Raw genomic sequence first — 25,652 nt, 5'->3', positions numbered from 1 at the left:
AATTAAGATTTGTTAAGTTCATACTATAAGTTATGTTTGAATAACCTATTCACTGAGTTTTACAAAAATAATATTATCTTTTTTTGTTATAGAACCTTTTTCTGGAAAGATAGACAGCGAAGGGCTTATTTGTCTTCCGAGTTCAATTTGTTGTTTAGTTGGTAATTTATAGAATAAGCCAAGCCATTGCATAAAATAATATACGCGATGATTTATGCTGCTTGTCTGCCACATCTTATCTGGAAAAATATTACTTAGAAAATCTTCATCACTGTTAAAGTAAAAAGGCTCAGAATAAATATGTTTTATATAAAAACTATCATCAGCTTTTGGGCTAGCGATAAAAACAACTGGAGTGTGATAGAGGTTATTACCAAATTTATCATGCAGAATAGAGTATATATATTCTAGATTATACTCATTATATTTTTGCACCATATTTTGGCTATATGTTAGTTGACAGATTTGTTTGAAATTTACAAATAAACATAAACAAACTATAGCGATAAGTAGCTTCTTTTTAGAAGTCGCTCTAAAGATTAATAACATGACTATAGCAATACTCAGAGGTATTGGAAATAGTATCCTTAGAGGTATTGGCGCACCCAAAAAGATCGCGAAAGCGAATGGTAATGCTAAACATCCTAATAACGCTAGTATTATAATCAAAGAAAATTTTCTAATAAAACATATAAGTAATAGCCATGCTAATACATATGTAAAACTAAGAGGAGATATTAATATATTAGCAAAGTAGACTAATAAGTGTTTTATGACTTCCAAAAAGCTATTACTATGCCAGCCTTCGTAAACATTAGCTAAATAATGAGACTCTCCGATAAAAATATAGATTAGCTTAGATATCAAGAGATAGCCAATAAGTGCAGCAAAAGAGACAAATGAAATTTTTGTTAAAATATATATTATATCTTTTAAGCAAAATCTTATATTTTTGAGTTGTTCTAGGATTAGTAAGAAAATAACTCCTTCAGCAAAAAGTATTATAAATGACTGATATATTCCAATTGATAAAAATAAATAGACTATGCACGCTATATAACTCTTAAATTTCTCACAGTCATGATTAAGTATGAGTGAGAAATGATATATAGCTAAGCTAGCTAATACAAATCCTATACCGATACCAATTGCTTGATTAACAAAATTAAACTGAAATATGTAAATAGGCGAAATAAGATAAAAACTACAAAAAACTAAAGTTTCGATTATTGAGAAATTTTTCTTAGTGAGAATAACAATCCAAATAATTGCAGATACAAATAGTAAAGACATACTTATCAGTAAAGTAAAATATGGAATAGCGACTTGTCCTAAAGCATAAGTTATGATTGCTAAGATAGGTCTATCTAAAAGAAAGTACTGGGTGTGTAATGGATATAAATACTCACTATTACCTAAACCATAGGTTGCAAGCTCTGTATCCATACCAATACTCCAAGATAAAATGAAGTAAGTATAAATAACAATAAATAGAGAAAATAACACAATTATGCTATAAATAAGCTTATTTGGTAAGTTTCGTAAATCTGTTATTAATTTTTTCATTACTACTAATTTTGCTAACTAATTGTTTAAGCTCATAATAGCCGATATGCAATATAAAATACAACTTTTGGCTATTTTTTATTATCTTTTATAAATGCAATATAAAACTAAGAAGAATTAGTTTAGAATAAATAACTAGGTAGAAGAAAGTTTTCTTTGAATAATGATAGATAAAAGTGGGTATCGGGCAAATGTAGCGATAGTTTTACTTAATAAGCAAAATAGAGTATTTTGGGGTCAGAGAAGAAATAGAACATCTTGGCAGTTTCCTCAAGGTGGTGTAGCTGTTGGAGAAACACCATTACAGGCGATGTATCGTGAGCTATATGAAGAGATCGGACTACGTCCACAAGATGTTGAAGTAATTGCCTCAACACGAGATTGGTATAAATATAATATTCCAGAGTCATTAGTTAGAAGTAGAGAACCTGTATGTATTGGTCAAAAACAAAAGTGGTTTCTATTAAGGTTAAAAAGTTCAGAAAGTATTATTGATCTAGATGCGAATGATTCTCCTGAATTTGATAATTGGCGTTGGGTAAGTTATTGGTATCCAATAAATCATGTAGTATATTTCAAACAGGAAGTTTATCGCAAGGCTTTGACTTATTTTAAGGAGTTTATAGATTAATAAGCTGATTTGCTCTCTACAAAAGCTTTACACCATAAATATGTAAATATTCCTATATATGCGGCAATGATGACATCGGAAATAAAGTGGTCTAAAATAATAATCCTACTCACCGCAACTAAACAACTAATTATTATAGCTATTAAAGTTATGTACTTTTTCTCAAAAAAGTTAGCTATTGCTAGTAATCCAGCAAAAGTTAATGCAGTATGGCCAGATGGCATAGAGTTATAAGCCTTCTTGAACGAAAAAAAGTGAAAACCATAGTGATTATCAAATAGTAACATTTCAGGTCTGTATCTAGCAAGTAGAACCTTAAGGATTGTTGTAATTATAATAGTCATTATTAAAGATAATGACATTATATATAACTTTTGTGAGGGCTTTTTTACTAGGTGTTTGTAGATACAAATTACTGTGACTATAGCTGTAATAACAGTCCAAACTTTAGGAGAAAAAATCTTAGAAGTCAAAGCTGCTACCGTACTAATTCCAGTACCAAATAATTCACTGGTATGTACTAGTGTTGCAAATTTTATATCAAGAAAATTATAGCTTAGTATAGCAATTATTAGTGTTAAAAATCCGTATATAGCAGTTGTTTTTGCAAGTTTATGGTCAAAGCAATTCATATTTAAATTTGTTTTAAAACAGCAGATTAATTGGTAAAGTATAATATTATCATAACCAAATTTCAAAAACTAAAATGTTTAATCAAGGCTGGTATGAAAAAGCTAAATGTATTAAGAGTCCAAACTTTAATCAACGAGCTGATAAAAATGATATTAGTCTAGTTGTAATACATTGTATAAGTTTGCCTGAAGGAGAATATGCTAATTGTAATGTTGAGAAATTTTTTACTAATCAATTAGATTATAGTTTACATCCAAGTTTTGCAAGCCTTAAAGGTGTAGAAGTTTCAGCTCATTTCTATATAAAACGTGATGGTGAAATTGTGCAGTTTGTTTCGGTTGATGATAGAGCATGGCATGCAGGTATAAGCGAATTTCAAGGTAGGCAAGGATGTAATGATTTTTCTGTGGGAATTGAGTTACAGGGTACTGATAAAACAGCTTATACTGAACAACAATATCTTAGTTTGAATAGCTTACTAAAAGATCTTAGGAAGGCATATCCAACATTATTAAATATTACTGGTCACGAAGATATTGCACCACAGAGAAAAACTGATCCTGGTAAATGTTTTGAATGGAATAAGGTTGTCTGGTAGAAATTCTAATTAAATGATAAAAAAAGTAAATAAAAGAGTCTATTATTCAACTTCAGCTCTATCACCATAGTTTTCAAGCCAATCACGGCGATCTTTGGCTCTCTTTTTAGCTAAAAGCATATCTAACATTTCAGCGTCATCATATACATCAGAAATAGTAAGTTGTAAAAGTCTTCTTGATGATACATCCATAGCTGATTCACGTAGTTGTGCGGGATTCATCTCACCCAGACCTTTAAAGCGCATGATATTTATCTTGCCTGGTAACTTAGAATTTTTAGCTAAGATAGTATCTTTTTCATTTTCATCAAGAGCATAAAAAGTGCTCTTACCAATATCAATTCTAAATAGCGGAGGTTGAGCTATATAAATATGACCATACTCAATCAGTTTTCTAAAGTGCTTTAGAAACATTGCACACAGTAGTGTCGCGATATGTAATCCATCAGAGTCGGCATCGGCGAGGATACATATTTTATTGTATCTTAGACCGGAAATGTCATCACTATCAGGATCAACACCAATTGCGGTAGCAATATTATGAATTTCTTGAGAGTTCATGATAGTATCAGCATCTAATTCCCAACTGTTAAGAATCTTACCTTTAAGGGGTAATACAGCTTGAAAATTTTTATCACGCGCTTGTTTAGCAGAACCTCCGGCAGAGTCGCCCTCAACTATGAAAAGCTCAGTAGAATTAACATCAGAGCTAATACAGTCTGTAAGCTTACCAGGTAAACGAATAGCAGTATTCATTATACGTTTACGCGTAGTTTTTTTATCTGCATTAATTCTTTTTTGTGCAACCTTGCTAATATTTTCAACTATTTGACGCGCTTCATCAGGGTTCTGGTTTAGCCATATAGTCAGTAAATCTCTAACAGCAGTAGCGACAAAACTAGTAACATCCTTATTGGAAAGTTTTTCTTTAGTTTGACCAGCAAATTGTGGGTTTGTAATTTTTACTGATATTACATAGTTTAGTTGAGCAAAAGAGTCATTTGCAGTAATTTTGATATTTTTTACACTAAGTGAGTTTTTCTCAATATACGCTTTAATCGCATCATAAACACCATTTTTAAGTCCAGTAACATGTGTACCATCTTGAGGTGTCGGAATTAGGTTTACATAACTATTTTTTATACTTTCAGTAGGATCTTCACACCAGCAAAATACTGCATCTAAGAAGGAGTCGCCATTTGAAAAATTATCAATCATAAATGGTTCAGCTGGGAGTGTTTCAGCTTCTAGTTTATGGTCAAGATAGCCTTTAAGTCCTGTTTCAAAATGCCATGTGAGCTTCTCTTTTTTTATCTCATTTGAATATTTTATTGTAAGAGCTTTACAAAGTATTGCTTTTGCTTCAAGTAGATTCTTAAGGGCTTTAAAATTGACTTTGATATCATCAAAATATTTTTTGTTTGGCCAAAATCTAATTTTTGTACCAGTATTTTTCTTGCCTACATTATCGATAATTTCTAAATCACTAGTTTTAAAACCATCTTCAAAAACTATATGATAAACATTTCCATCTCTTTTAATCTCTGCCTCAAGTCTAGTTGATAAAGCATTAACAACCGATACTCCAACCCCATGAAGACCACCAGAATGAGTATAGCTTTTGTTACTAAATTTGCCGCCAGAATGAAGTTTAGTCATGATAAGTTCAATACCAGACATTTTATGTTCAGGATGAATATCTACAGGCATACCACGACCATCATCAGCTACTTCGATGCTGTTATCTTCATATAAAGTGATGTTTATTTTACTAGCGAACCCAGCAAGAACTTCATCAACGCTATTATCAATAATTTCTTGGATTAGATGATTTGGATTTTCTGTATTAGTATACATTCCGGGTCTTTTCTTGACAGGGTCTAAACCAGTAAGAACCTCAATCGATTTGGCATTATAATTTTGCATTGACAATTTAAGATAGATAAAATTATATTAGTTAATCTAGATTTTACCATATAATTATTTTAATCCTAAGTTTAGCCGAGCATTAAAGCTTTATTTCTTGAGGAAGTAGCAACTATAAGGTAAAAATATTGTTAGACCAATAAGTGGTAAGATTACAAATGCAAAAGATAATGTGAACTCACTGCCCAGGCTGATCTGACTCATAATCGCTGTTGTTATTGAGGCTATGCCCATTTGCATAAAGCCCATCACAGATGAAGCAGCTCCTGCTGTGGTAGTGAAGTTTTCTAGTGCAATAGGTGTTAATAAAGGCACACTAAATGAGATACCTATAAATGTTAGTGATAATATTGCAGTTAAGGCTATTGATAATTCTAAGCCTGTAAGTTTTTTGAATGCGTAAATACATAGTATTCCTGAAATTAGAGTACAAAACATCCCGAAATTTACAAGATGTTTATATGCTATTAGATGGCTTAGTTTTGAGCAAACAATAGACCCTAGTACCACAGCTGTAACCATTATTGTTAATAAGTATAAAAAGTTAGATTTTTCAAGTCTGAGAATATTCACAAATATATCTGGAGCTGTGACTAAACATGCGTATATCACACTGATATTTATTCCTAAAACAAAAGTGGCAAAGAAAAACTGATGGTCTTTAAAGAGTAAAAAATAGTTCTTAAAGAAAGACTTAAAAGTTAAAGCTTCAAAGTTTTTTTCTCTAATTGTTTCTGGAAAAAAAACTACAACTTTTATGAATAATAGACTAGCTGCAACTAGCAATATCCAAAAAATCGCTGTAGGACTAAGGAATACTCCAAGTACTGCTCCAAATGCTGGAGCTAGAGCAAAGGCTATATTCATAATGGCAAATACTGCGCCTTGCTCATTAACTTTGAAAGCATCTTTAACAGCAACTGTAGCAATAACTCCACCAGCAGCTGCACCAAAGCCTTGTATCATTCTAGCATATATCAAAGTATTGATATGATTACTGAATATACATATTATAGAGCTAATTATAAAAAAACATGTTCCTACCAACATTACAGGTTTGCGACCAAATTTATCAGAGAATGGTCCATATAATAGCTGACTAATCGAGTAACCAAGTAAGTATGAAGTTATAGTAAGCTGTACATGGGGATAGTCAGTACCTAAAATTGTTTTTAGTTCAGGCAATGCTGGAGCATAAATGGTGTCACCAAATGGCCCCAAAGAAACCATGAGGATTAAGATAAATATTGATGGTCTGATACCTTTATACATTAGCTTGGTTTACCTTTACTAAAATCACCGATTATTATAGTAGCATTGATGCCTTTAGGTTTAGTTTCTGTTGTTTGCATAGTTTTATCTACTACAGTATTTACTTTGGTAGGCTTGACTTGCTCAAGTGGGTAAATTCGTGCAACACTCTTGCCTTTATCAACCTGGTAATCACTCAATATACTATCATAGATAACTTTGTCGCTATAAGCATCAACTAAGTATATAGTTCCGTTATCAGCTTCGATAACAATTCCTTTCTCAGTTGGGACTAATTGTCCGGAAATACCATAATCAAAAATATCACTCTCAGGAGTTAACTTATATCTGCCAAGGTATTCGCCATTTAGTGAATTAAAAAAGTGTAGGTAACCTTGATAGTCAGCAACAACTATTAAACCCTTATAGTAGATAGGAGCTGTTATTTTACGCCACTTTAGAGTATCTTGAGTCCAAACTGTATCACCAGTTTGTATATCATAAGCTTTTAGCTCGCTATCATCTTGAGTGGTGAAAATAACCCCATTATTAATTGCCATATTGTTAATAATAGAGGCTTTCTTAGCCCAAAGCATTTTACCATTATCTTTGTCTAAAGCAACTATAGCTCCTTGATAAGCAGCAAAAATAAGATAGTGATCATATAACATAGGATTAGCGGTGATATCTACCATTTTATCAGCGGGTGATGATCCGTGGGCAATTGCTATTGGTATATTAATAGTTCTATCACCACCTTTTACAGTAAAGCCTAAAACTGCACCAAAGGCATTACCAATCATTACAGTATTATTAAGGACTACAGGTGATGAGTTACTAGGTAATGTAATTTCAGGGATATTATTTGCAACACTCCATTCTTTAGAGCCATTTCTTGCGTCAAATGCTGAAACTGAACCATCATGAGTTTGTAGATAAATCGAATTATCATAAATTGTTGGCTGAGAAAAAATACTACTTGGAGCATCTGTTCGCCATAATGTTTGACCATCTTTATCATCTATAGCGGTCAATACTCCTTTTATAGAGCTAAAAATAACTGCATTTGCTATAGTATTTGGTTGTGCTGATAGATTTGTACCAGTATCATTTTTCCAGATTATTTTACCATTAGTAATTGCTAGAGCATAAGCCATACCATTTTGGTTGGGAACAAATACAGTATCATTTGCATAAGCTGGCGCAACATTGTAATTCGCTAAGCCACCATTACCATTTCCTGTTTTTCTTTTCCATATGACTTTTACATAAGTTTCTCTAGGAGGTTTTTCAGCTAATGGCGTAGGAGGTGGAACATTACTCTTAGAGCAACTAGCTACTAACATGGATAATACCAAAGCAGCCGGAATAAATAATAGTTTTTTCATGACTAGTTAGTATTGTTTATAAGTTGACTAATAATCTGTTTGAATTCGGCAGAGCTATTAGGATCTTGTAAAGCTTTTTGCCAAGTTTCAATGGCTTTTGTTTTATCTTTTTTCTCGCTATATGCTTGTCCTAATAACATCAAAGGATAGGCATTATCTTTAAAAGGTTTGATATTCTCAAGTGTTTTGATAGCTTGATCTGGCTGCTTTGCTGCGATGTATAGTCGTGCAAGTCTTACTTTACTAATATCACTAAGGCTATCTTTAGGATTATTTTCTATACTTTGTTGTAACACTAGGATAGCTTTTGGCAGATTAGTAAGATTCATATTGAAGTTTTTTGTATCTGGCTGTGTTGTTGTAGTATATAGATCGGCTAATTGCCAACTAGCGAATATACCAAAGCTGGTATTTGGGTAGTCATTAACTACTTGCTCAAATTTAGCAATTTTTGTATCTAGAGGTGATTTAGGGTTTTCACTAGCTATTAGCGCTTTTTGATACATTGTTGATGCATCAAGCATTTTTTTATCATTGTTAGAGTTGTAAAATTGCAAAATTATCGCGCAAATTATTGCAACTATGATTATTCCAGCTATTGTGTATAAAGCTTGTGTTTGTTTCTTGGATAAGTTTTTCATATTCGTGACGTCTACAATTTTATTGAGTTTCTAGTAAACATATAACATCTTAACATAAAAGTTATTAACGTTGTAAGTTTATTAATCATATTAGAATGTAATGTCTTAGTCTTTTGTGTTAAAATATGTTTTTGTTTTTCTAGGTTAATTTATTTTATTACATTTAATAATTATTTGAATATGGCATTAATATCTTTAGCAATTGATTATAAAAAGTCTCCAATAGAAGTTCGTAGTGAGTTTGCCCTCTCTGGTTTAGATGTATCTATGCTTTATAGATCGATACTTGCTATAGATAATGTTGTACATGCTGTAATCTTATCAACTTGTAACCGTACGGAAGTATATCTTGAGATATCTGATCTAAGAGTCGTCGATGATATTTTGGTATGGTGGCAAGGCTATGTTAGAAACCCTAATTATAAAATAAAAGATTATTTTAAGCTAAGACAAGGTACAGAAGTAATTATGCACCTTATGAAATTAGCTTGTGGTTTAGAATCAATGGTTTTAGGCGAGCCACAGATATTAGGACAAGTTAAAGATTCTTATACTCTTAGTAAAAAAAATCATGCTATTGGTAAAGAGCTGGATAGGGTTTTTCAGAAGGTTTTTGCAACTGCTAAGAGAGTGCGTAGTGAAACTAGAATTGGTCATTGCCCAGTTTCAGTTGCATTCTCAGCAATCACTTTGGCTAAAAGGCAATTGGATAATATTTCTAGCAAAAACGTCCTTATCATTGGCGCTGGTCAAACAGGTGAACTTTTGTTTCGTCATGTTACAGCGCTTGCTCCTAAGCAGATAATGCTAGCAAACCGAACTATCGAGAAAGCACAAAAAATTACTTCTGCTTTTAGAAATGCTAGTGCTCATTACTTAACAGAGCTACCGCAATTGATCAAAAAAGCTGATATTATAATTGCTGCGGTGAATGTTTCAGAATACATTGTTACACCCAAAGATGTTGGTGTTAAACCTAGGGTTTTTATTGATATATCAATACCACAAGCTTTAGATCCTAAATTAGGTGAGTTAGAGCAAAATGTGTACTATTGTGTTGATGATATTAATGCTGTTATTGAAGATAACAAAGATAAAAGAAAGTATGAAAGCTCAAAAGCACAGAAAATTATTGTAAAATCTCTAGAGGAATATCTTGAAAAAGAAAAGGCGATTATCTCAAATAGCGCGATTAAAGAGCTATTCCAAAAAGCTGATGGTTTAGTTGATTTATCATTAGAGAAAAGCTTAGCTAAAATAAGAAATGGTAAAGATGCTGAAGAGATAATTAAAAGATTTGCTTATGAAATTAAAAAGAAAGTTCTACACTATCCTGTTGTAGGAATGAAAGAGGCTTCTAAGCAGGGTAGAAGTGATTGTCTTATATGTATGAAACGTATGTTTGGTTTAAATGTGGAAAAATAAATGAAAGATTCTATTAAAGCAAAATTGCAAAGTTTGATAGAAAGGCATGAGGAAGTTAGTGCCTTATTAAGTGATGCAGGAATTATTTCTGATCAAAATAAATTTAGAGACTTATCAAAAGAGTACTCTCATCTTGAGCCGATTGTAAAGGCTTTTAAGGAGTATTCTCAGGCTTTAGAAGACAAGCAAGTTGCTTATGAAATGCTCAATGAAAAAGATGCTGAGCTTGTTGAGATGGCAAAAGAAGAACTAAAGTTGGCAAATGAAACTATAGAAAAACTTGAGAGTGAATTACAAATACTTCTTTTACCTCGTGATCCAAATGATGACGCTAACGTTTTCCTAGAGATTCGCGCTGGGACTGGAGGTGATGAAGCATCGATATTCTCTGGTGATTTGTTTAAGATGTATTCAAAATATGCAGAGCAAAGAGGCTGGAAGATTGAAGTAATATCGGCAAGTGAGGGCGAGCACGGTGGTTACAAGGAAATTATCTCAAGAATATATGGAGATGGTGTTTATTCACAACTAAAGTTTGAATCTGGTGCTCATAGAGTACAAAGGGTTCCTGCTACAGAGTCACAGGGTAGAATCCATACTTCAGCGTGTACTGTTGCAGTTATGCCTGAGGCTGATGAGGTTGAGGGAATTGATATCAATCCTGCAGATATCAAGGTGGATACATTTAGAGCATCTGGCGCAGGTGGGCAGCATGTTAACAAAACTGACTCAGCAATTAGGATTACTCATATCCCAACAGGAGTTGTTGTTGAGTGTCAAGATCAAAGATCACAGCATAAAAATCGTGCGGCTGCAATGTCGATGCTTAAATCAAAACTGCTACAAGCAGAAATTGATAAACAACAAAAAGAGCAGTCTGATACGCGTAAGAGTCTAGTAGGTAGTGGTGATAGATCTGAGAGAATTAGAACTTATAATTACCCACAAGGTAGAGTTACTGACCATCGTATAAATTTAACTCTTTATAAGCTTGATGAGGTTATGGAAGGTAGCCTAGATAGTATTATCCAACCACTAGTTCTAGAGCATCAGGCCGATCTTTTAGCAACCATGTCTGATGAGTAATATTACAATTTCTCAATTATTAGCTTTAAGCTTAGCTAAATTTAATCAATGCGATATATCAACTAAACATGATCTGCAAATGATTGTTTGTGATGTTTTGGATGTTGATAAAACTTATCTTTATATAAATTCAGATAGGCGCTTAGACAAAAATACACTTAAAGAAATAGATGAGAAAATCTTACGACTTTTAGCTGGTGAACCATTGGCTTATATTCTTGGTTATAAGTATTTTTGGAATCAAAAACTTTATGTAACTAAAGATACCCTCATACCACGGGGAGATACTGAAGTATTAGTATCTACAGTTTTAGCTGACATTGTTGATAAAAATGCTAAACTTAAAATACTTGATCTTGGTACAGGTACAGGAGCGATAGCTTTAGCTTTAGCAGCTGAATTAGTAAATAGTCAAGTTGTTGCGGTTGATTTGTATCAGCAGAGTCTTGATGTTGCTAAAAAAAATGCTCAAGCAAATAATATCACTAACGTTAAATTTATCCAAAGTAGTTGGTATACAAGCCTTGATACTAGTAAATTTGATATTATAGTTTCTAATCCACCATACATAGATTTAGCTGATACAAATATCGAACAGAGTGTCAAGGAATATGAACCTGCTCGAGCTTTATTTGCTGCAGATAATGGTTTAGCGGATATTAAGGAAATTATAACTCAAGCAAAAAATTTTCTAAATCCAGGAGGCTTAGTTTATATAGAGCATGGTTTTACTCAGGCAGATGCTGTTAGCGCTTTATTTTCCCAGTATAGTTTTACTGATATTAAAACGGTTAAAGATTTAAGTAATAACAATAGGTGTACTAAGGCACAACTTCGCTATTTATGATAAGGATGACCTTCTAGTATTGTATAAGCTCTATATAGCTGTTCAGCAATAATAATACGTACTAAAGGGTGAGGGAATGTCATTTTTGAGATGGATATTTTTTCTTTAGCTATATTTTTTATACTTTGATCTATACCATCAGGCCCACCAATTAAAATCACAACGTTTGGATTATTAAATTTCCAATCTTGCATTTTATCGGCTAACTCTTCTGTAGAGATGATTTTAGAATTAACATCAAGTATAACTAAGTAATCAGAATCATTAAGCTTACCAAGAATTGTTTTAGCTTCTTGCTCCATCCAAAGCTTAGTATTGCCGGTTTTGGTGCGTTTAGCTATTGGCAGTTCGATTAACTCAAGAGGTATTGATTTACTTAAACGTTTCTTATATTCATCATAGCCATCACTAACCCATTTAGGTGGTTTTTCTCCAAGTGTGATTATTTTTATTTTCATAGATTACCTTGTAAAGCACAAAAGATTTTCATCGGAGAAGTCTGGATTAAATTGATAGCCTGCCACATTGAATTTTTTTATATCACTGACATTTTCAATTCTATTTTCAAGAATATATCTTGTCATTAAACCACGAGCTTTTTTAGCATGAATTCCGATAGTCTTATATGCACCTGCTTTATTTTCTTTGAAATCAATATCTAGCCATTTAGCTGCTAAAGACTTTTTGTCTATAGCCTGAGAGTACTCATTAGAGGCAAGGTTTATTAAAGTTTTATTTTGCTGTTGGCTAAAATACTCATTTAATTGAGTTGTAATTTTATCTTGCCAATATTTATGTAGAATTTTACCATCAATTTTAATGTTTGTGCCCATTTCAAGTCTATAAGCTTGTATTAAATCAAGAGGGCGGATCAATCCATATAGCCCAGACAACATTAAAAGATGATTTTGAGCGTATTCTATAGTTTTGTTATCTAAACTATCTGCTTCTAATCCTTTGTATACATCGCCACTGAAAGTAAATATTGCAGCTTTGGCATTTGAATTATCACATTTATTAGGATTAAAATTATTGTGTTTAGCAAATACTTCTTCAGCTAACTTAGGACTAATTTTCATTAGTTTTTCAATTTCTTCAACTTCATAGTGTTTAAGAGTGTTTATAAGTTTTATTATTTGTTCTTTAAATATTGGTTGAGTCAATTGATAGTTTGTTTTTATAGGCTCAAAATTTTGGCTTTTAGCTGGTGATATTACTATAATCATTTCTTTTAATTGTATATTTTTATTAGCATAATAATACCAATTTATCATAGATAATGGAATTTGCATCGTTAGCTTGTAATTTTAGGATATTTTTAGTAGTATATACATCGCTGACTTGGTTTCCACGCAATGATAGATTGTGAACCCCGCCAGGTCCGGAAGGAAGCAACGGTAACTTTTGATTCATGTGCCGTGTCAAGGCTAAGTCAGCACTTCAGAAATTTTATCCTTAAGTTTTGCTATTTTTGACAGGTTCATACGAATCTTAGTTGATGATTTATTTTTGCAGATAGCATTACTGTTATATTCCGTTTATAAGTAAAAATTATTGAAAAGTTAAGAATTATATATTTAAAATTAGTAATATAGTTATGCATAATACTGTCATGACTTGATAAATAATAAAGGTAATTAAAATGAGAAAGATAATTTTATCACTTCACATAATTATAGTCTCAGTAACTCTAGCTTCAGCAACAGGATTACATGAATTAGGTAATTTTTCTAGTGATAATTTTCCAAGAGCAGAATTGAATTTAGCATATTAGAATACTATTATTGGCACACCCAGAGGGACTCGAACCCCCGCATCCGCCTCCGGAGGGCGACGCTCTATCCAGTTAAGCTATGGGTGCTTGTATCAAGCTATTTATCTATGTATAAAATCAAAGTATATCTTATCGAAGATATAATTATACACAAAAGCATATACAAGGTAAAAAATAACAAAGCCAATATCAACTAAAAGAGCTGATAAGAAGCTCATATTTAGTATATAAGCTACCAAGGGAATTGTAACTATAAGTAGTCCAAGTTCAAAAAGCAAAGCATGTAAACCACGAATAATAATTGTTCGCTTTGAACGATGCATACCAAATTTTATTTCGATGATATCAAAAATATAGTTATAAATAAAATTCCATAACATTGCTATCAGTGAAATAATAATAGCTAAACTAGCGATATGAAATACATCTTGATGTAAAATAAACATCGCAAAAGGTGTAAATATTACAATGCCAAAAAATTCAAATCCTATTGTATGGATTAGTCGAGCAAAAAAGCTCATATTTTTTGTACTCAATTTTATACCTACCTATTCATAAACTTTGAAAAACTAATCTAATTATTATATATGTTATTAAGCTGGTTTTTTAACTAAAATAAGGAGTTTATCAATAGTACTGGTCAGATATAAAGTAATCTAATTATGTTTAATAATAAAATCAAAAATTTATTTGAAAAAAATAAAAAAAATTCTTGAAAATTTTTTTTTTGGCACAATATCTAGAGTTGCAAGAGCTTAGAACTTTGAGATTGTTCTAAGATGAACACAAATTCAAAACACTTAAACAAAAACTTAATTTAACAAAGGAGTAAGATTGTTATGAACATTCGTCCATTACAAGATAGAGTATTAGTTCGTCGTGCAGAAGAAGAAACAAAATCTGCTGGTGGAATTATCTTAACTGGTAGTGCTCAAGAGAAACCTAGCCAGGGTGAAGTTGTTGCTGTTGGTAATGGTAAGAAATTAGATAATGGCTCTACACTACCTATGGATGTGAAAGTTGGTGATAAAGTGCTATTTGGTAAATACTCTGGTAGTGAAGTAAAAGCTGGTGATGAAACTCTTCTGATGATGAGAGAAGAAGATATCATGGGTATTATTGCATAATCAAAAAATCTTACAAATTTTAAAGGAGAAATATAAAATGGCTGCAAAACAAGTTTTATTTTCAGATGAAGCTCGTGCAAAAATGCTAGATGGTGTTAACACACTAGCAAATGCTGTAAAAGTTACTTTAGGTCCAAAAGGTCGTAATGTTGTTTTGGATAAATCATTTGGCGCACCAACTATCACTAAAGATGGTGTATCTGTTGCTAAAGAAATTGAACTAGAAGATAAGTTTGAGAATATGGGTGCTCAGATAGTTAAGGAAGTAGCTTCAAAGACAGCTGATGTTGCTGGTGATGGTACTACTACAGCTACTGTACTTGCTCAGGCATTATTAACAGAAGGTCTAAAAGCTGTTGCTGCAGGTATGAATCCTATGGATCTAAAAAGAGGTATCGACAAAGCAACTGCTAAGTTAGTTGAAGAATTAAAAGCACTTTCTAAACCATGTTCAGATCCAAAATCAATCGAGCAGGTTGGTACTATCTCTGCTAACTCTGATGCTACTGTTGGTAAGCTTATCGCTGATGCAATGGCAAAGGTTGGTAAAGAAGGTGTGATTACAGTAGAAGAAGGTAAAGGGTTTGAGGATGAGCTTGATGTTGTTGAAGGTATGCAGTTTGATAGAGGTTATCTATCTCCGTATTTTGCAACAAATCAAGAGAATATGACTACTGATTTAGAGAATCCATATATTTTAATAGTTGATAAGAAGATCTCTAATATCCGTGATCTACTACCAGTATTAGAAGGTGTTTCTAAATCTGGTAGAGCGTTACTAATAATCGCTGAAGATGTAGAAAGCGAAGCTTTAGCTACTCTAGTTGTAAATAATATGCGTGGTGTAGTTAAAGTATGTGCTGTTAAAGCTCCTGGCTTTGGTGATAGAAGAAAAGCTATGCTAGAAGATATCGCTATCCTAACTGGCGCTACACTTGTATCTGAAGATCTAAGCATGAAGTTAGAAGAAACTAATATGGAGCACTTAGGTACAGCTAGTAGAGTACAAGTAACAAAAGATAATACGACAATCATTGATGGTGCTGGTGAAAAAGAAGCTATCGTTAAACGAGTAAATGTAATCAAAGCTAATATTGCTGAAGCTAGTTCTGATTATGATCGTGAGAAGTTGCAAGAAAGATTAGCTAAACTTTCTGGTGGTGTTGCGGTGATCAAAGTTGGTGCTGTTACAGAAGCAGAGATGAAAGAGAAAAAAGATCGTGTTGATGATGCTTTACATGCTACTCGTGCAGCTGTAGAAGAAGGTATAGTCGCTGGTGGTGGCGTTGCTTTAATTAGAGCACAAAAAGCATTAGATGGCTTAACAGGTGAAAATGAAGATCAAAACCATGGTATAGCATTACTTAGAAAGGCAATAGAAGCTCCTCTAAGACAGATAGTATCAAATGCTGGCGGTGAGTCTTCTGTAGTTGTTAACCAAGTTAAAGCTAACCAAGGTAACTATGGTTATAATGCAGCTAATGATACTTATGGTGATATGGTTGAGATGGGTATCTTAGATCCTACTAAAGTTACTCGTTCAGCTTTACAACATGCTGCTTCAATTGCTGGGCTTATGATCACTACTGAAGCTATGGTTGGTGAAATTAAAGAAGCTGCTCCTGCTATGCCTATGGGTGGTATGGGTGGTATGGGTGGTATGCCTGGTATGATGTAATAATCTTTATATTATAATCATTCTAATAATACTTTTTATAAAATAAAAAATTTATTAAGCATTTTACCTTAATCTTTTAAAGCTAATTAGCTAGTTCCTAACTACTTGTTTAAAGTTTCTTCCAATCTAAGCAAAATGATACTTTTATATTATATTCAACTAGCTTATTTTTATTTAATTATTATTTCTTCTATTACTTTAGCTCTGGACTACTAATTACTTAGTATCCAAATTAGATAATAATTAACTTTTACAATAAATTACATGTTTTAACATCTTTTTAATAAGGAAAATATATACTTATTAAAAAAAGTTAGATTTAGAAAATGAAAAAAATACTATTAGGTTTTACATTACTTTCTGGAGTTGTTTTTGCTGGTGATGAACTAAAGTTAAAAATAAAACTACATACTAATACACAAGAGCAAAATATTCTTATGCCGCCGAATAGGTATATTACAGATAATATTAGTTGTCCACAGGGTAAATCTTGGATACAAGAACTAGGGCAAAATGTATTTACTGCAAATGTACCTTTAATCTCGACATATAATCCAGAGCCAAGTTTGTTGTGGCCAGCATTATCGCTACATACAAGAATAGTAGATGATGCTAGTGTATATTTTGTGGTGCAGCAGAAAATAGATAGGGAGTTAACGAAAGGAGCAGAAGATAATGTCACAGTAAAGTATCATGCATTAATAGCAGATGGTATTAATACAGGAGTTAGTGAGCCAAATAATAAAATATTAAAAGGGAAATTTAATATTAGTGACCGTAATTCACACACATTAACAAGCGGTTATAGAGATATGGAAATAATAGCACATGATAATCTTTGGTCTGGTCCTGAGAATGATGATGTATTGAGAGAAATGATTACTAGTTATACCTCTAAAGATAATTCGGTGATTATTTCAGAACTTCTAGTTAGTGATGATACTCAAAATGCAGATTTTATAGATCCTACTAATTCGGGAACTAAAGATATAATTACGATTCATGTACTTTTAAATGAAAAAGATTTTGAGAGTTTTGTAACAGATATGGATAATTATCAAATTACTAAAGACGATTCATTTCTAGAAAATTATCTAGTTAATGAGAATGCTATCGAAGCTATTCGTGATGGTTTAGCTTTATATAAAAATATGATTGTTTATGTTAAGAATAGAGTTGAGACTAAAAAAGTTAAATAGTTTTAAAAATTTAATTATTTAGTGAAAGTAGAAAAAATATAATTTTAAAGATAACCGTGTCCTTTATTAGCAACACAAAAAATAGTGTTTTAACCTTAATAATCTGTTTTGTTATTAAATTTACATATATTTCTATTATCAATTAATCTTTGTAAATATTTTCTTATATATCTATTTTTTATTACATATAATAATCCTTATCGTATTTTAAGATAAAGGTTTAGTATATGAATATAAATTCTAATCAAGATCAGGTTCTAGGTTTTAAAGATGTTACAATAATGGCTGTCACAGCTAATTTTGGTATTCGCTGGATACCTGTAGCAGCTTGCTTGGGAGCTTCAGCAATATTCTTTTGGATACTTGGGGCTGTGATGTTTTTCTTGCCTTTGGTTATAATCGCTGTTCAGTTGTCGAGAAAACACCCTGATGAGGGTGGTATTTACTCATGGACTGTTAGAGCTTTAGGACAAAAGGCGGGTTTTATGGTGGCATGGTTATACTGGGTAAATACGATTTTTTATTATCCAGCTGTACTTATCTTTTTAGCTACTAACTTTGCATATTTTATAGGTCGACCTGATTTAGTTGATAATCATTATTACATAACAATAGTTGTTTTAGTGGCTTTCTGGTTGGTTACAGTTATTAGTTTTTATGGTTTAAAAGCTAATAAATACCTTGTTGATATTGGTGGTATCTTAGGCTCTTTTTTACCTGCTATAGCAATTATTGTTCTAGGTTTTATAGCATATTTAATTGTAGGCAAAAGTGCTACAGATTTTTCTTTGGCTAATATCATTCCACATGATGATATTTGGCATAATCTATCAACACTGACTATTATAATGTTTGCAATGGCAGGTATAGAAATTATCCCAACTTTTGCTAATTCAGTCAAAGATGCTAAGAAAAATCTATATTATGGTCTAATGTTTTCTGCATTTATTCTATTGGGGTTGTATATATTGGGAACAATTGCTTTGAATCTTGTTGCATCACCTGACACAATAAATAGCGCTTCAGGACTTATGGAGGCATTTGAAATAATTGGTCATAGATTTGGTTGGGAATGGTTCCCAAGATTAATGGCTTTTTTACTTACTTTTGCAGAGCTGGCTGCTGTGAGTATTTGGCTTTTAGCTCCAGTTGTAATGTTCTTTAAATGTACACCTAGAGGAATATTGCCAGAGTGGTTACATAAAACTAATAAGTACGATTCTCCTAAAAATGCTTTAGTATTTATGGGGATATTAGTAACAGTTATAGTGTTACTAACTAATTTCTTACCATCAGTAAATTTGATGTATCAAGCTTTAATACTTATGGCTACAGTACTTTATTTTATCCCTTACTTATATTTAGTAGTTGCTTATATTAAGCTTATGGATAGTACTTATAAGTATTTATTAGGATTTTTAGTATTCATATCGACATCACTTGGAATTATATTTAGTTTTCAACCATCTAGTGATTTAAAAGGTGGATATGATATTTTTATATATGAGTTTGAATTAATTCTTGGACCAGTGATTTTTATATTTATTGGCTGGTTATTATATAAATTAAAGCGATAACTATTCAAAAATATAGTTTCACTAATATCTATTAAGGAAATTATCTAGAATATGTGTTGGTAGTATCCTTTTTAACGATGCCATAATCCAAGTTGCTTTGGTAATATAATATCTTGGTTTTGGTTTGTTAGAATTTACTATTTTCTCAACAATTTTTGCAACTGAAATGGCAGGTTCATTAAAAGGAACTTTTTTATGTTGGCGTGCAAGTATTTTTTCATACTGTTGTTTATGCACCGAGGAGTCATAATCAACATTAGTAATTGTTTTAATAGAATTTTCTCTAAACTTACTGGTAATAGGTCCTGTATTTAGACTAGTTATAAAAATATTAGAGTCTCTTAGTTCTAAACGCATTGTATCTGTTAGGCCTTCAATAGCATATTTACTTGCATTGTATGCACCACGATATTTCATTGCAACCAGCCCTAGTACTGAGCTATGTTGGATGATTTTGCCATAGCCTTGTTTTCGCATTATTTTTAAAGCTTTGTACGTTAAGTTATGTAATCCAAATACATTTGTTTCAAATTGTTGTTTGAGAAACTTAGTATCAATATCTTCTAAAGCACCAGCTTGACCATATCCGGCATTATTAAATACTATATCTAGAGTGCCGCCAGTTTTATTTAAGATATCGACCAAAGCATGATCGATATGTTCATAGTTAGTTACATCTATAAGATAAGTTTCGAAGCCTTCTTGACTAAGTGCTTCGACATCTTTTTGTTGTCTTGCTGAAGCAAAAACCCTATGACCTAAATTTTTAAGATGCACAGCTGTAGCGTAACCTATCCCGCCATGAGAGCAGCCAGTTATGAGAATTGTTTTACTATTGTTTGCCATGATATCAAATTAGAGTGTTTTATCTGTATATTGATTAGTTTAGGTTAAAACACTTACTATGTAAATTTATCTTATTTAAGATTTTCTAAAATATAGCTAACTATTAATAAAAGTAGTATACTATTTTTTATTTAAGCTATGGCCTATTCACATCACTTTATAAAGAAGGTATTAAAGTTAAAATCAGAGGGTATGAGTTTTCTAATCTTGGCTGATAAATTTAATATAAGTGTTAGAAGTATCCAACAATGGTTAAAAGGGAATCTTCCTAAAGGCACTAGAAATAAACCTAATACAAAACTTGATATGAATAAGCTAAAACAAGACGTTATAGATTATCCTGATAGTTATTTACAAGAAAGAGCTACTAGGTTGGTCGTAAGTGAGTTTTGTATAAGCTATAACCTTAAAAAGTTAAATATTACATATAAAAAAAACTCTAATTCACCCCAAAGTAGACGAAGAGAGGCGAGAATTATTCAGGAATAAGATTCAATCTTATAAAGATCAAGGGTTACCTATATGTTATCTTGATGAATCTGGTCATGCCTTAGATATGCCCCGAACTCATGGTTACTCTACACAAGGGCAAAGATGTTATGGGGTATGCAACTGGGGAGCTAGAGGTCGAACCAATGTCATAGGTGCTTTGATTGGCAAGGTATTATTTGCTGTTGGACTATTTACAAGCAATATTGATACGACTGTGTTTACAACTTGGGTAAAACATTTCTTATTACCTATCTTAAAAACTACAACTGTTATAGTAATGGATAATGCTACATTCCATAAAAATATAGATATGTTAAAAATGATTCGTGATGCAGGGCATATTATAGAGTTTTTACCTCCATACTCACCAGATTTAAATCCAATAGAGAGTAAATGGTCTGAGAAAAAAGCATATATCAGAAAACATAATTGCTCCGTGGAACAGTGTTATGCATATTAGTTTTATACATAGTTATCTATATTTTCGAATCAAATATAGCTAGCTAATTATAAGAATCTCAAACTGACTTTAATTTTGGATCTAATTATAATCAAGAAAGAATGATTTATATAAGGAAAGCTCTAATCTTTTTATTCTAATAGAAAACAAATTTAAATTATTTTTTTGAACTTATCGATAATCTTTTTGAATAGTCCCTTATCTTGATTTGCAGCATTTTGTTGTTGCTGTAATTGAATTTCCCTAATTTGTTGTAGTTTTTCTTGAAGTTTTATTTCAGTAGGACTGACTTCAGTTTTAGGTTCATCTATTATAGGTCGTTTGAGCTCTTGGCTGCTAGCTTGTTGAGTTAGTTGAGGCTTATCTTTGGTATCATCATCTAAATTAAGTTTGCCAGATTCGGGCATTCGTGGTTTGATAGAGAATTTATTTTGTGTTATGACATAGATATCATTTTCATTTTTTCTTATGAAACCTTGATCTCTAAGTGCTCTGCGATACTTATAGATTAGGCTTTTAGATACACCAAAACCATCTGCTAACTGAGCTGGGCTATAACCATGTTCAATCGCGTTTAGAATCGCTTTTTTTATTGCAAATTCTTTCTCAGCAGGAATTTTCATACCACAAAATAGTAATTATAAAATACTTGGTTAATTATAACGTAGGTTTGGTACTTATACAACTTGACCAGCTGCCCAACCAGAAGCCCAAGCCCATTGGAAATTATAGCCACCGAGCCAACCAGTGACATCGACAACCTCACCAATAAAATAAAGTCCTTTGACTTTATTTGCTTCAAGAGTTTTAGATGATAGCTCATCACAACTAATACCGCCTAAAGTAACTTCTGCAGTACGGTAACCTTCGGTCGTTTGGGGATATACTAGCCATTGATGTACCTTCTTAGAAATAGTATTAATCTCATCGATTGTTAAATCACACACTCTTTTTTCGAGAATATCACTATCGAAAAAAGTACCTACAAAATTCTTAGGTAATAATTCCGTTAATACATTTTTTAGTGTAGTTTTTGTACCTTGCTCCTTTTTGTTGTTTAGAAAATCAGCAATTTTGATATTAGGCGATAGATCAATTTCAATGCTTTCTCCAGAATTCCAATATGAAGATATTTGCAAAATAGCTGGACCACTTAAACCTTTATGAGTAAAAAGAATATTTTCATCAAAACTAGCTTGATGATTAGATACCCTACAGAAGATAGAAATACCACGTAGTTGACCAAATTTTTGCTGATCCTCCGAGTTAAATATAAAAGGTACAAGTCCTGCACGTTGAGGATTTATTTTTAGCCCAAATTTTTTGGCAATTTTATAACCAAAACCTGTAGCGCCCATAGTAGGGATAGATAATCCACCTGTAGCTATAACTAGAGATTGGCAAGTATATTCATTCGTATTCGTTGTGATATAGAATAGATCTTCTTTTTTAGTAATATTTTCAATAGTAGTATGTAATTGTATCTTAGCTTGGTACTTCTGACATTCATCTAGAAGCATATTGACGATATCTTTAGCTTTATTATCACAAAAAAGCTGACCTAAAGTTTTTTCATGGTAAGGAATATTATAATCACTTACCATTGCTATGAAATCCCATTGAGTGTATCGAGAGAGTGCAGATTTCATGAAGTGTGGATTATCAGCTAGATATCTATCAGCAGCAATATTATAGTTGGTGAAATTACAGCGTCCGCCACCTGACATTAGTATTTTTTTACCAATCTTATTAGCATGGTCTAAAACAAGAGTTTTACGCTCTCTTTTTGCAGCTTCTATAGCGCACATAAGTCCAGCAGCTCCGGCACCGATTATTACCACATCATAATATTTATTTTGTATAGTCATTATAAAGTCAAAGATACTTCGTGTACTAAATGTAACAAAGTATAGCAGTTGTTTGAAAAAAATAGGAAAAAGAAATTTTAAAAAATATAAAGAACTAGTATCTACCTTGTTGAATCATAGCTTCAGCTACTTTTTCAAAACCTGCAAGGTTTGCACCAGCAACTAAGTTGTAGCCAAGACCATATTTCTCAGATGCGAATTTACAAGCATCAAAGATGTTAGCCATAATTTGCTCTAACTTAGCTTCTACTTCTTCAGCAGTCCAAGCTATTCTAGCAGAGTTTTGACACATTTCTAAACCAGAAGTAGCAACACCACCAGCGTTAGCAGCTTTACCTGGAGCTAGAATTACACCTTTCTCCATTAGGAATTCGATAGCTTCGTTAGTTGTAGGCATGTTAGATGCTTCAACAACATATTTAACACCAGCATCAATAAGCTTCTGAGCATCTTCAACATCAATCTCATTTTGAGTAGCAGAAGGGATAGCTATATCTGCTTTAACTCCCCAAGGTTTTTGACCAGCATGGAAAGTAGCACCAAACTTCTCTGCATAATCTTGCATAGAAACTTTGCCTTCACGGATTTGTAATAAGAAGTCGATTTTTTCTTTTGTTGTGATACCCGCTGGATCATGTACGAAACCTTTTGAACCAGAGATAGTAACAACTTTACCACCTAATTGAGCAACTTTCTTACATACACCCCAAGATACGTTACCATAACCAGAAACCACAACAGTTTTACCTTGCATAGTTTCACCATCATGTTTAAGCATATTTTGTAAGTAGAATACTGCGCCATAACCTGTAGCTTCAGGACGGATTAAGCTACCGCCTGACTCTAAAGATTTACCAGTTAATACTCCGTTTTCAAAAGCACCACGGATTCTTCTGTATTGACCATACATGTAGCCGATTTCTCTACCACCAACACCAATATCACCTGCAGGAACATCGATATCTGGACCGATATGGCGTTGTAGTTCCGTCATGAAGCTTTGGCAGAAGTTCATGATTTCTGCATCAGTTTTGCCTTTAGGGTCGAAGTCAGAACCACCTTTACCACCACCCATAGGAAGTGTAGTTAAACTGTTTTTAAATATTTGCTCAAAACCTAAGAATTTGATGATTCCAGAATATACGCTAGGGTGGAATCTAATACCACCTTTGTAAGGACCTATTGAACCATTAAATTGATATCTGTAACCTCTATTAACCTGAACATTGCCATCTCTATCAATCCATGGAACTCTAAATGTAATTCCTCTTTCTGGCTCAACGATTCTTTCTAGAATATTTTCTTCGATGAACTTTGGATTTTTTTCTAGTGCTGGCTTAAGAGTAGAAAAAACTTCTTTTACAGCTTGAATGAACTCTTTTTCATGTCCATCTCTTTTTTCTACTTTAGCGATTACGCTATCAATATATTTTTGAGCATCCATTTATGCATCTCCTTTGTGATTTGAAAATTTATTTAGAATATTTCTCATATACGAAGTAGACTCACTCATGAATTTTCATGATGAATCATATAAGAGAATACCCTACATGTACAAGTTTGCATTTTACCAAATCAGTTTACAACGAACTTGGTTTAATTAACATGATTTTATAATAATATTTTACTAATAAAAATCAAATAATTTAATTTCATATATAAAAATATTTTACAAGGAATTGATTATTGTTTAGTCTAGTAAGATAAATGATATTTTTCGTTAAATTAAACCAAAAGGAATAAATCATGAGTATGTCATTTGGTTATAACTTTATGAGTCGTATTTGGAACCTCTAACAGTAGGAGAATAGTGTATGTATATTTCAAAATTTTATTTCAAAATAAATTATTCATTAATATCAAAAAACCATAAAACATACACTAAGCGAAAACCTCTTATTCTTTAAATTTATTGATTGAAATTATAGTTTAGGAGGACAAAAATGGTTAGTCAAAATCTAAACATACAAAAAATACCAAAGGCTAAGCAATTAATTGTAGTAACTACACCAAATTGGCGAAGTGTATCAGGGAAACTTTGGTTTTTGGAAAAAGACAATCAAAATAATTGGCTAGCTAAGAAATCAGCAATTGCTGTGGTAGTTGGTAAGAATGGCTTAGCCTGGGCAGATAGCTTATATCAAAGTCTAGTAGATGCAGACTTAAAAAAAGAAGGTGATAGTAAATCACCAGCGGGTATTTTCGATATTGGTAAAACTTTTGGATTTGCTAATATCTCAGCGGTTGAATATGTACAGCTAAAAACTGGAATCGAATGTGTTGATGATAGTAATTCAAAATACTATAACCAGATAGTTGATAGTAATCTTATTGATGATAAAGATTGGCTCTCAGCTGAAAATATGTCAGAGATTGCTATCTATAAATATGGTATAGAGATTTTATACAATACTAATCCAGTGATAGCCAAAAAAGGCTCTTGTATTTTTATGCATATCTGGAAGTCTCAGAATACAGGTACAGAAGGATGTACTGCTATGGCAGAGGATGATATTAGAGAGATTCAGTCTTATTTGGATATGAGTAAAAATCCTATATTAGTGCAATTAACTCAAGATGTTTATAAACAAGTACAAAATGATTGGCAGTTGCCGATTTTATTTTTAAAAGGATAATTA

Annotated in this window: 26 protein-coding genes, 1 tRNA gene and 1 other RNA gene; 14 read left to right on the top strand and 14 right to left on the bottom strand. The window is 32.2% G+C overall.

Features of this window, described 5'->3' with window-relative positions; genetic code table 11:
• Positions 1 to 45 precede the first annotated feature (45 nt).
• On the bottom strand, positions 46 to 1,566 hold the full coding sequence (locus tag FSC454_RS08120) for a glucosyltransferase domain-containing protein (RefSeq protein WP_066046586.1): 1,521 nt from the start codon (positions 1,564 to 1,566) through the stop codon (positions 46 to 48).
• Positions 1,567 to 1,729: 163 nt separating this feature from the next.
• On the opposite strand from FSC454_RS08120, the gene FSC454_RS08115 reads away from it, so the two are divergent.
• A complete protein-coding gene (locus FSC454_RS08115; RefSeq protein WP_014548899.1) occupies positions 1,730 to 2,197 on the top strand; it encodes an RNA pyrophosphohydrolase in 468 nt (155 codons plus the stop codon).
• Here the strand turns inward: FSC454_RS08115 and FSC454_RS08110 are convergent.
• Complete coding sequence (locus FSC454_RS08110) at positions 2,194 to 2,829, bottom strand: phosphatase PAP2 family protein (RefSeq protein WP_014548898.1); 636 nt, start codon at positions 2,827 to 2,829, stop codon at positions 2,194 to 2,196. The genes FSC454_RS08115 and FSC454_RS08110 overlap by 4 nt on opposite strands.
• Before the next feature lie 74 nt (positions 2,830 to 2,903).
• On the opposite strand from FSC454_RS08110, the gene ampD reads away from it, so the two are divergent.
• Positions 2,904 to 3,428 carry a 1,6-anhydro-N-acetylmuramyl-L-alanine amidase AmpD gene (gene ampD, locus FSC454_RS08105; RefSeq protein WP_066046585.1) on the top strand — a complete coding sequence of 175 codons (525 nt, stop codon included), beginning with the start codon at positions 2,904 to 2,906 and terminating at the stop codon, positions 3,426 to 3,428.
• Positions 3,429 to 3,470: 42 nt separating this feature from the next.
• Here ampD and parE read toward each other — a convergent pair whose 3' ends face one another.
• The 4 genes from parE to FSC454_RS08085 form a co-directional block, all read right to left on the bottom strand.
• A complete protein-coding gene (gene parE, locus FSC454_RS08100; protein ID WP_066046583.1) occupies positions 3,471 to 5,354 on the bottom strand; it encodes a DNA topoisomerase IV subunit B in 1,884 nt (627 codons plus the stop codon).
• A 90-nt stretch (positions 5,355 to 5,444) separates the two neighbouring features.
• Positions 5,445 to 6,626 carry a multidrug effflux MFS transporter gene (locus FSC454_RS08095; protein WP_066046581.1) on the bottom strand — a complete coding sequence of 394 codons (1,182 nt, stop codon included), beginning with the start codon at positions 6,624 to 6,626 and terminating at the stop codon, positions 5,445 to 5,447.
• The gene (bamB, locus tag FSC454_RS08090) at positions 6,626 to 7,993 is read right to left on the bottom strand and encodes an outer membrane protein assembly factor BamB (RefSeq protein ID WP_044247480.1); all 1,368 of its coding nucleotides are present in this window, start codon (positions 7,991 to 7,993) and stop codon (positions 6,626 to 6,628) included. The genes FSC454_RS08095 and bamB overlap by 1 nt, the downstream gene beginning before the upstream one ends.
• Positions 7,994 to 7,995: 2 nt before the next feature.
• On the bottom strand, positions 7,996 to 8,634 hold the full coding sequence (locus tag FSC454_RS08085; RefSeq protein WP_066046579.1) for a YfgM family protein: 639 nt from the start codon (positions 8,632 to 8,634) through the stop codon (positions 7,996 to 7,998).
• Positions 8,635 to 8,814: 180 nt separating this feature from the next.
• On the opposite strand from FSC454_RS08085, the gene FSC454_RS08080 reads away from it, so the two are divergent.
• From FSC454_RS08080 to prmC, 3 genes are read left to right on the top strand one after another with little or no spacing between them, the layout of a single operon-like run.
• Positions 8,815 to 10,059, top strand: a complete 1,245-nt coding sequence (locus tag FSC454_RS08080) for a glutamyl-tRNA reductase (protein WP_066046577.1) — start codon at positions 8,815 to 8,817, stop codon at positions 10,057 to 10,059.
• Positions 10,060 to 11,145 (top strand): peptide chain release factor 1, encoded by a 1,086-nt coding sequence (gene prfA, locus FSC454_RS08075; protein ID WP_066046576.1) that lies wholly within the window; start codon positions 10,060 to 10,062, stop codon positions 11,143 to 11,145.
• Positions 11,138 to 11,992, top strand: coding sequence for a peptide chain release factor N(5)-glutamine methyltransferase (gene prmC, locus FSC454_RS08070; RefSeq protein ID WP_066046574.1), 855 nt, complete (start codon positions 11,138 to 11,140; stop codon positions 11,990 to 11,992). Before prfA ends, prmC begins: the two co-directional genes overlap by 8 nt.
• Here the strand turns inward: prmC and rlmH are convergent.
• Both rlmH and yaaA read right to left on the bottom strand, forming a co-directional pair.
• Positions 11,983 to 12,450: a 23S rRNA (pseudouridine(1915)-N(3))-methyltransferase RlmH gene (rlmH, locus tag FSC454_RS08065; RefSeq protein WP_066046572.1), complete on the bottom strand. Its 468-nt coding sequence runs from the start codon at positions 12,448 to 12,450 to the stop codon at positions 11,983 to 11,985. The genes prmC and rlmH overlap by 10 nt on opposite strands.
• A 3-nt stretch (positions 12,451 to 12,453) precedes the next feature.
• Positions 12,454 to 13,218, bottom strand: coding sequence for a peroxide stress protein YaaA (gene yaaA, locus FSC454_RS08060; protein WP_066046595.1), 765 nt, complete (start codon positions 13,216 to 13,218; stop codon positions 12,454 to 12,456).
• 113 nt (positions 13,219 to 13,331) lie between these two features.
• Here yaaA and ffs point away from each other — a divergent pair.
• Positions 13,332 to 13,428, top strand: an RNA gene (ffs, locus tag FSC454_RS08055) — signal recognition particle sRNA small type.
• A 206-nt stretch (positions 13,429 to 13,634) separates the two neighbouring features.
• The gene (locus FSC454_RS10130; protein WP_003029898.1) at positions 13,635 to 13,766 is read left to right on the top strand and encodes a hypothetical protein; all 132 of its coding nucleotides are present in this window, start codon (positions 13,635 to 13,637) and stop codon (positions 13,764 to 13,766) included.
• An 11-nt stretch (positions 13,767 to 13,777) separates the two neighbouring features.
• Here FSC454_RS10130 and FSC454_RS08050 read toward each other — a convergent pair.
• Both FSC454_RS08050 and FSC454_RS08045 read right to left on the bottom strand, forming a co-directional pair.
• Positions 13,778 to 13,853, bottom strand: a tRNA-Arg gene (locus FSC454_RS08050).
• Between the two features lie 14 nt (positions 13,854 to 13,867).
• Entirely contained in the window at positions 13,868 to 14,302 is a 435-nt protein-coding gene (locus FSC454_RS08045; protein ID WP_066046570.1) for a PACE efflux transporter, read from the bottom strand.
• A gap of 303 nt (positions 14,303 to 14,605) precedes the next feature.
• Between FSC454_RS08045 and FSC454_RS08040 the strand changes: the two genes are divergently transcribed.
• The 4 genes from FSC454_RS08040 to FSC454_RS08025 all read left to right on the top strand — a co-directional run bounded on the left by FSC454_RS08040 (position 14,606) and on the right by FSC454_RS08025 (position 19,347).
• The gene (locus tag FSC454_RS08040; protein ID WP_014548886.1) at positions 14,606 to 14,893 is read left to right on the top strand and encodes a co-chaperone GroES; all 288 of its coding nucleotides are present in this window, start codon (positions 14,606 to 14,608) and stop codon (positions 14,891 to 14,893) included.
• Between the two features lie 37 nt (positions 14,894 to 14,930).
• Positions 14,931 to 16,571: a chaperonin GroEL gene (gene groL, locus FSC454_RS08035; RefSeq protein ID WP_066046568.1), complete on the top strand. Its 1,641-nt coding sequence runs from the start codon at positions 14,931 to 14,933 to the stop codon at positions 16,569 to 16,571.
• A 326-nt stretch (positions 16,572 to 16,897) separates the two neighbouring features.
• On the top strand, positions 16,898 to 17,770 hold the full coding sequence (locus FSC454_RS08030; protein ID WP_014548884.1) for a hypothetical protein: 873 nt from the start codon (positions 16,898 to 16,900) through the stop codon (positions 17,768 to 17,770).
• Positions 17,771 to 17,997: 227 nt separating this feature from the next.
• The gene (locus FSC454_RS08025; protein WP_066046566.1) at positions 17,998 to 19,347 is read left to right on the top strand and encodes an APC family permease; all 1,350 of its coding nucleotides are present in this window, start codon (positions 17,998 to 18,000) and stop codon (positions 19,345 to 19,347) included.
• Between the two features lie 21 nt (positions 19,348 to 19,368).
• Here FSC454_RS08025 and FSC454_RS08020 read toward each other — a convergent pair whose 3' ends face one another.
• Positions 19,369 to 20,193: an SDR family NAD(P)-dependent oxidoreductase gene (locus tag FSC454_RS08020; RefSeq protein ID WP_066046564.1), complete on the bottom strand. Its 825-nt coding sequence runs from the start codon at positions 20,191 to 20,193 to the stop codon at positions 19,369 to 19,371.
• A 138-nt stretch (positions 20,194 to 20,331) separates the two neighbouring features.
• Here FSC454_RS08020 and FSC454_RS08015 point away from each other — a divergent pair, with 138 nt between their 5' ends.
• Entirely contained in the window at positions 20,332 to 20,682 is a 351-nt protein-coding gene (locus FSC454_RS08015; RefSeq protein WP_066045226.1) for an IS630 transposase-related protein, read from the top strand.
• Complete coding sequence (locus FSC454_RS08010) at positions 20,612 to 21,145, top strand: IS630 family transposase (protein WP_197456248.1); 534 nt, start codon at positions 20,612 to 20,614, stop codon at positions 21,143 to 21,145. Before FSC454_RS08015 ends, FSC454_RS08010 begins: the two co-directional genes overlap by 71 nt.
• Positions 21,146 to 21,297: 152 nt before the next feature.
• Here FSC454_RS08010 and FSC454_RS08005 read toward each other — a convergent pair whose 3' ends face one another.
• The 3 genes from FSC454_RS08005 to gdhA all read right to left on the bottom strand — a co-directional run bounded on the left by FSC454_RS08005 (position 21,298) and on the right by gdhA (position 24,457).
• Complete coding sequence (locus FSC454_RS08005) at positions 21,298 to 21,768, bottom strand: FTL_1293 family small RNA FtrC-regulated protein (RefSeq protein ID WP_066046779.1); 471 nt, start codon at positions 21,766 to 21,768, stop codon at positions 21,298 to 21,300.
• Positions 21,769 to 21,822: 54 nt separating this feature from the next.
• Positions 21,823 to 23,013 carry a BaiN/RdsA family NAD(P)/FAD-dependent oxidoreductase gene (locus FSC454_RS08000; protein WP_014548880.1) on the bottom strand — a complete coding sequence of 397 codons (1,191 nt, stop codon included), beginning with the start codon at positions 23,011 to 23,013 and terminating at the stop codon, positions 21,823 to 21,825.
• Between the two features lie 94 nt (positions 23,014 to 23,107).
• A complete protein-coding gene (gene gdhA / locus FSC454_RS07995) occupies positions 23,108 to 24,457 on the bottom strand; it encodes an NADP-specific glutamate dehydrogenase (protein ID WP_066046781.1) in 1,350 nt (449 codons plus the stop codon).
• 499 nt (positions 24,458 to 24,956) lie between these two features.
• On the opposite strand from gdhA, the gene FSC454_RS07990 reads away from it, so the two are divergent.
• Positions 24,957 to 25,649 carry a L,D-transpeptidase family protein gene (locus tag FSC454_RS07990; RefSeq protein ID WP_071794825.1) on the top strand — a complete coding sequence of 231 codons (693 nt, stop codon included), beginning with the start codon at positions 24,957 to 24,959 and terminating at the stop codon, positions 25,647 to 25,649.
• Positions 25,650 to 25,652 lie beyond the last annotated feature (3 nt).

Origin of the sequence: Francisella hispaniensis FSC454 (assembly GCF_001885235.1) — a bacterium.
GTDB lineage: Bacteria > Pseudomonadota > Gammaproteobacteria > Francisellales > Francisellaceae > Francisella > Francisella hispaniensis.
Note: the sequence above shows the minus strand (reverse complement) of the source record. Positions and strands in the feature narration are given on the sequence as shown.

What these genes read in the sequence shown, in the direction of transcription:
- FSC454_RS08015 (WP_066045226.1), top strand. Translation starts at nt 20,332, where the DNA reads ATGGCCTATTCACATCACTTTATAAAGAAGGTATTAAAGTTAAAATCA.
- FSC454_RS08110 (WP_014548898.1), bottom strand. Translation starts at nt 2,829, where the DNA reads ATGAATTGCTTTGACCATAAACTTGCAAAAACAACTGCTATATACGGA.
- FSC454_RS08115 (WP_014548899.1), top strand. Translation starts at nt 1,730, where the DNA reads ATGATAGATAAAAGTGGGTATCGGGCAAATGTAGCGATAGTTTTACTT.
- rlmH (WP_066046572.1), bottom strand. Translation starts at nt 12,450, where the DNA reads ATGAAAATAAAAATAATCACACTTGGAGAAAAACCACCTAAATGGGTT.
- prmC (WP_066046574.1), top strand. Translation starts at nt 11,138, where the DNA reads ATGAGTAATATTACAATTTCTCAATTATTAGCTTTAAGCTTAGCTAAA.
- FSC454_RS10130 (WP_003029898.1), top strand. Translation starts at nt 13,635, where the DNA reads ATGAGAAAGATAATTTTATCACTTCACATAATTATAGTCTCAGTAACT.
- FSC454_RS08040 (WP_014548886.1), top strand. Translation starts at nt 14,606, where the DNA reads ATGAACATTCGTCCATTACAAGATAGAGTATTAGTTCGTCGTGCAGAA.
- FSC454_RS08025 (WP_066046566.1), top strand. Translation starts at nt 17,998, where the DNA reads ATGAATATAAATTCTAATCAAGATCAGGTTCTAGGTTTTAAAGATGTT.
- FSC454_RS08095 (WP_066046581.1), bottom strand. Translation starts at nt 6,626, where the DNA reads ATGTATAAAGGTATCAGACCATCAATATTTATCTTAATCCTCATGGTT.
- FSC454_RS08030 (WP_014548884.1), top strand. Translation starts at nt 16,898, where the DNA reads ATGAAAAAAATACTATTAGGTTTTACATTACTTTCTGGAGTTGTTTTT.
- FSC454_RS08085 (WP_066046579.1), bottom strand. Translation starts at nt 8,634, where the DNA reads ATGAAAAACTTATCCAAGAAACAAACACAAGCTTTATACACAATAGCT.
- groL (WP_066046568.1), top strand. Translation starts at nt 14,931, where the DNA reads ATGGCTGCAAAACAAGTTTTATTTTCAGATGAAGCTCGTGCAAAAATG.
- yaaA (WP_066046595.1), bottom strand. Translation starts at nt 13,218, where the DNA reads ATGATTATAGTAATATCACCAGCTAAAAGCCAAAATTTTGAGCCTATA.
- bamB (WP_044247480.1), bottom strand. Translation starts at nt 7,993, where the DNA reads ATGAAAAAACTATTATTTATTCCGGCTGCTTTGGTATTATCCATGTTA.
- gdhA (WP_066046781.1), bottom strand. Translation starts at nt 24,457, where the DNA reads ATGGATGCTCAAAAATATATTGATAGCGTAATCGCTAAAGTAGAAAAA.
- prfA (WP_066046576.1), top strand. Translation starts at nt 10,060, where the DNA reads ATGAAAGATTCTATTAAAGCAAAATTGCAAAGTTTGATAGAAAGGCAT.
- FSC454_RS08005 (WP_066046779.1), bottom strand. Translation starts at nt 21,768, where the DNA reads ATGAAAATTCCTGCTGAGAAAGAATTTGCAATAAAAAAAGCGATTCTA.
- FSC454_RS07990 (WP_071794825.1), top strand. Translation starts at nt 24,957, where the DNA reads ATGGTTAGTCAAAATCTAAACATACAAAAAATACCAAAGGCTAAGCAA.
- FSC454_RS08020 (WP_066046564.1), bottom strand. Translation starts at nt 20,193, where the DNA reads ATGGCAAACAATAGTAAAACAATTCTCATAACTGGCTGCTCTCATGGC.
- FSC454_RS08120 (WP_066046586.1), bottom strand. Translation starts at nt 1,566, where the DNA reads ATGAAAAAATTAATAACAGATTTACGAAACTTACCAAATAAGCTTATT.
- parE (WP_066046583.1), bottom strand. Translation starts at nt 5,354, where the DNA reads ATGCAAAATTATAATGCCAAATCGATTGAGGTTCTTACTGGTTTAGAC.
- FSC454_RS08080 (WP_066046577.1), top strand. Translation starts at nt 8,815, where the DNA reads ATGGCATTAATATCTTTAGCAATTGATTATAAAAAGTCTCCAATAGAA.
- ampD (WP_066046585.1), top strand. Translation starts at nt 2,904, where the DNA reads ATGTTTAATCAAGGCTGGTATGAAAAAGCTAAATGTATTAAGAGTCCA.
- FSC454_RS08000 (WP_014548880.1), bottom strand. Translation starts at nt 23,013, where the DNA reads ATGACTATACAAAATAAATATTATGATGTGGTAATAATCGGTGCCGGA.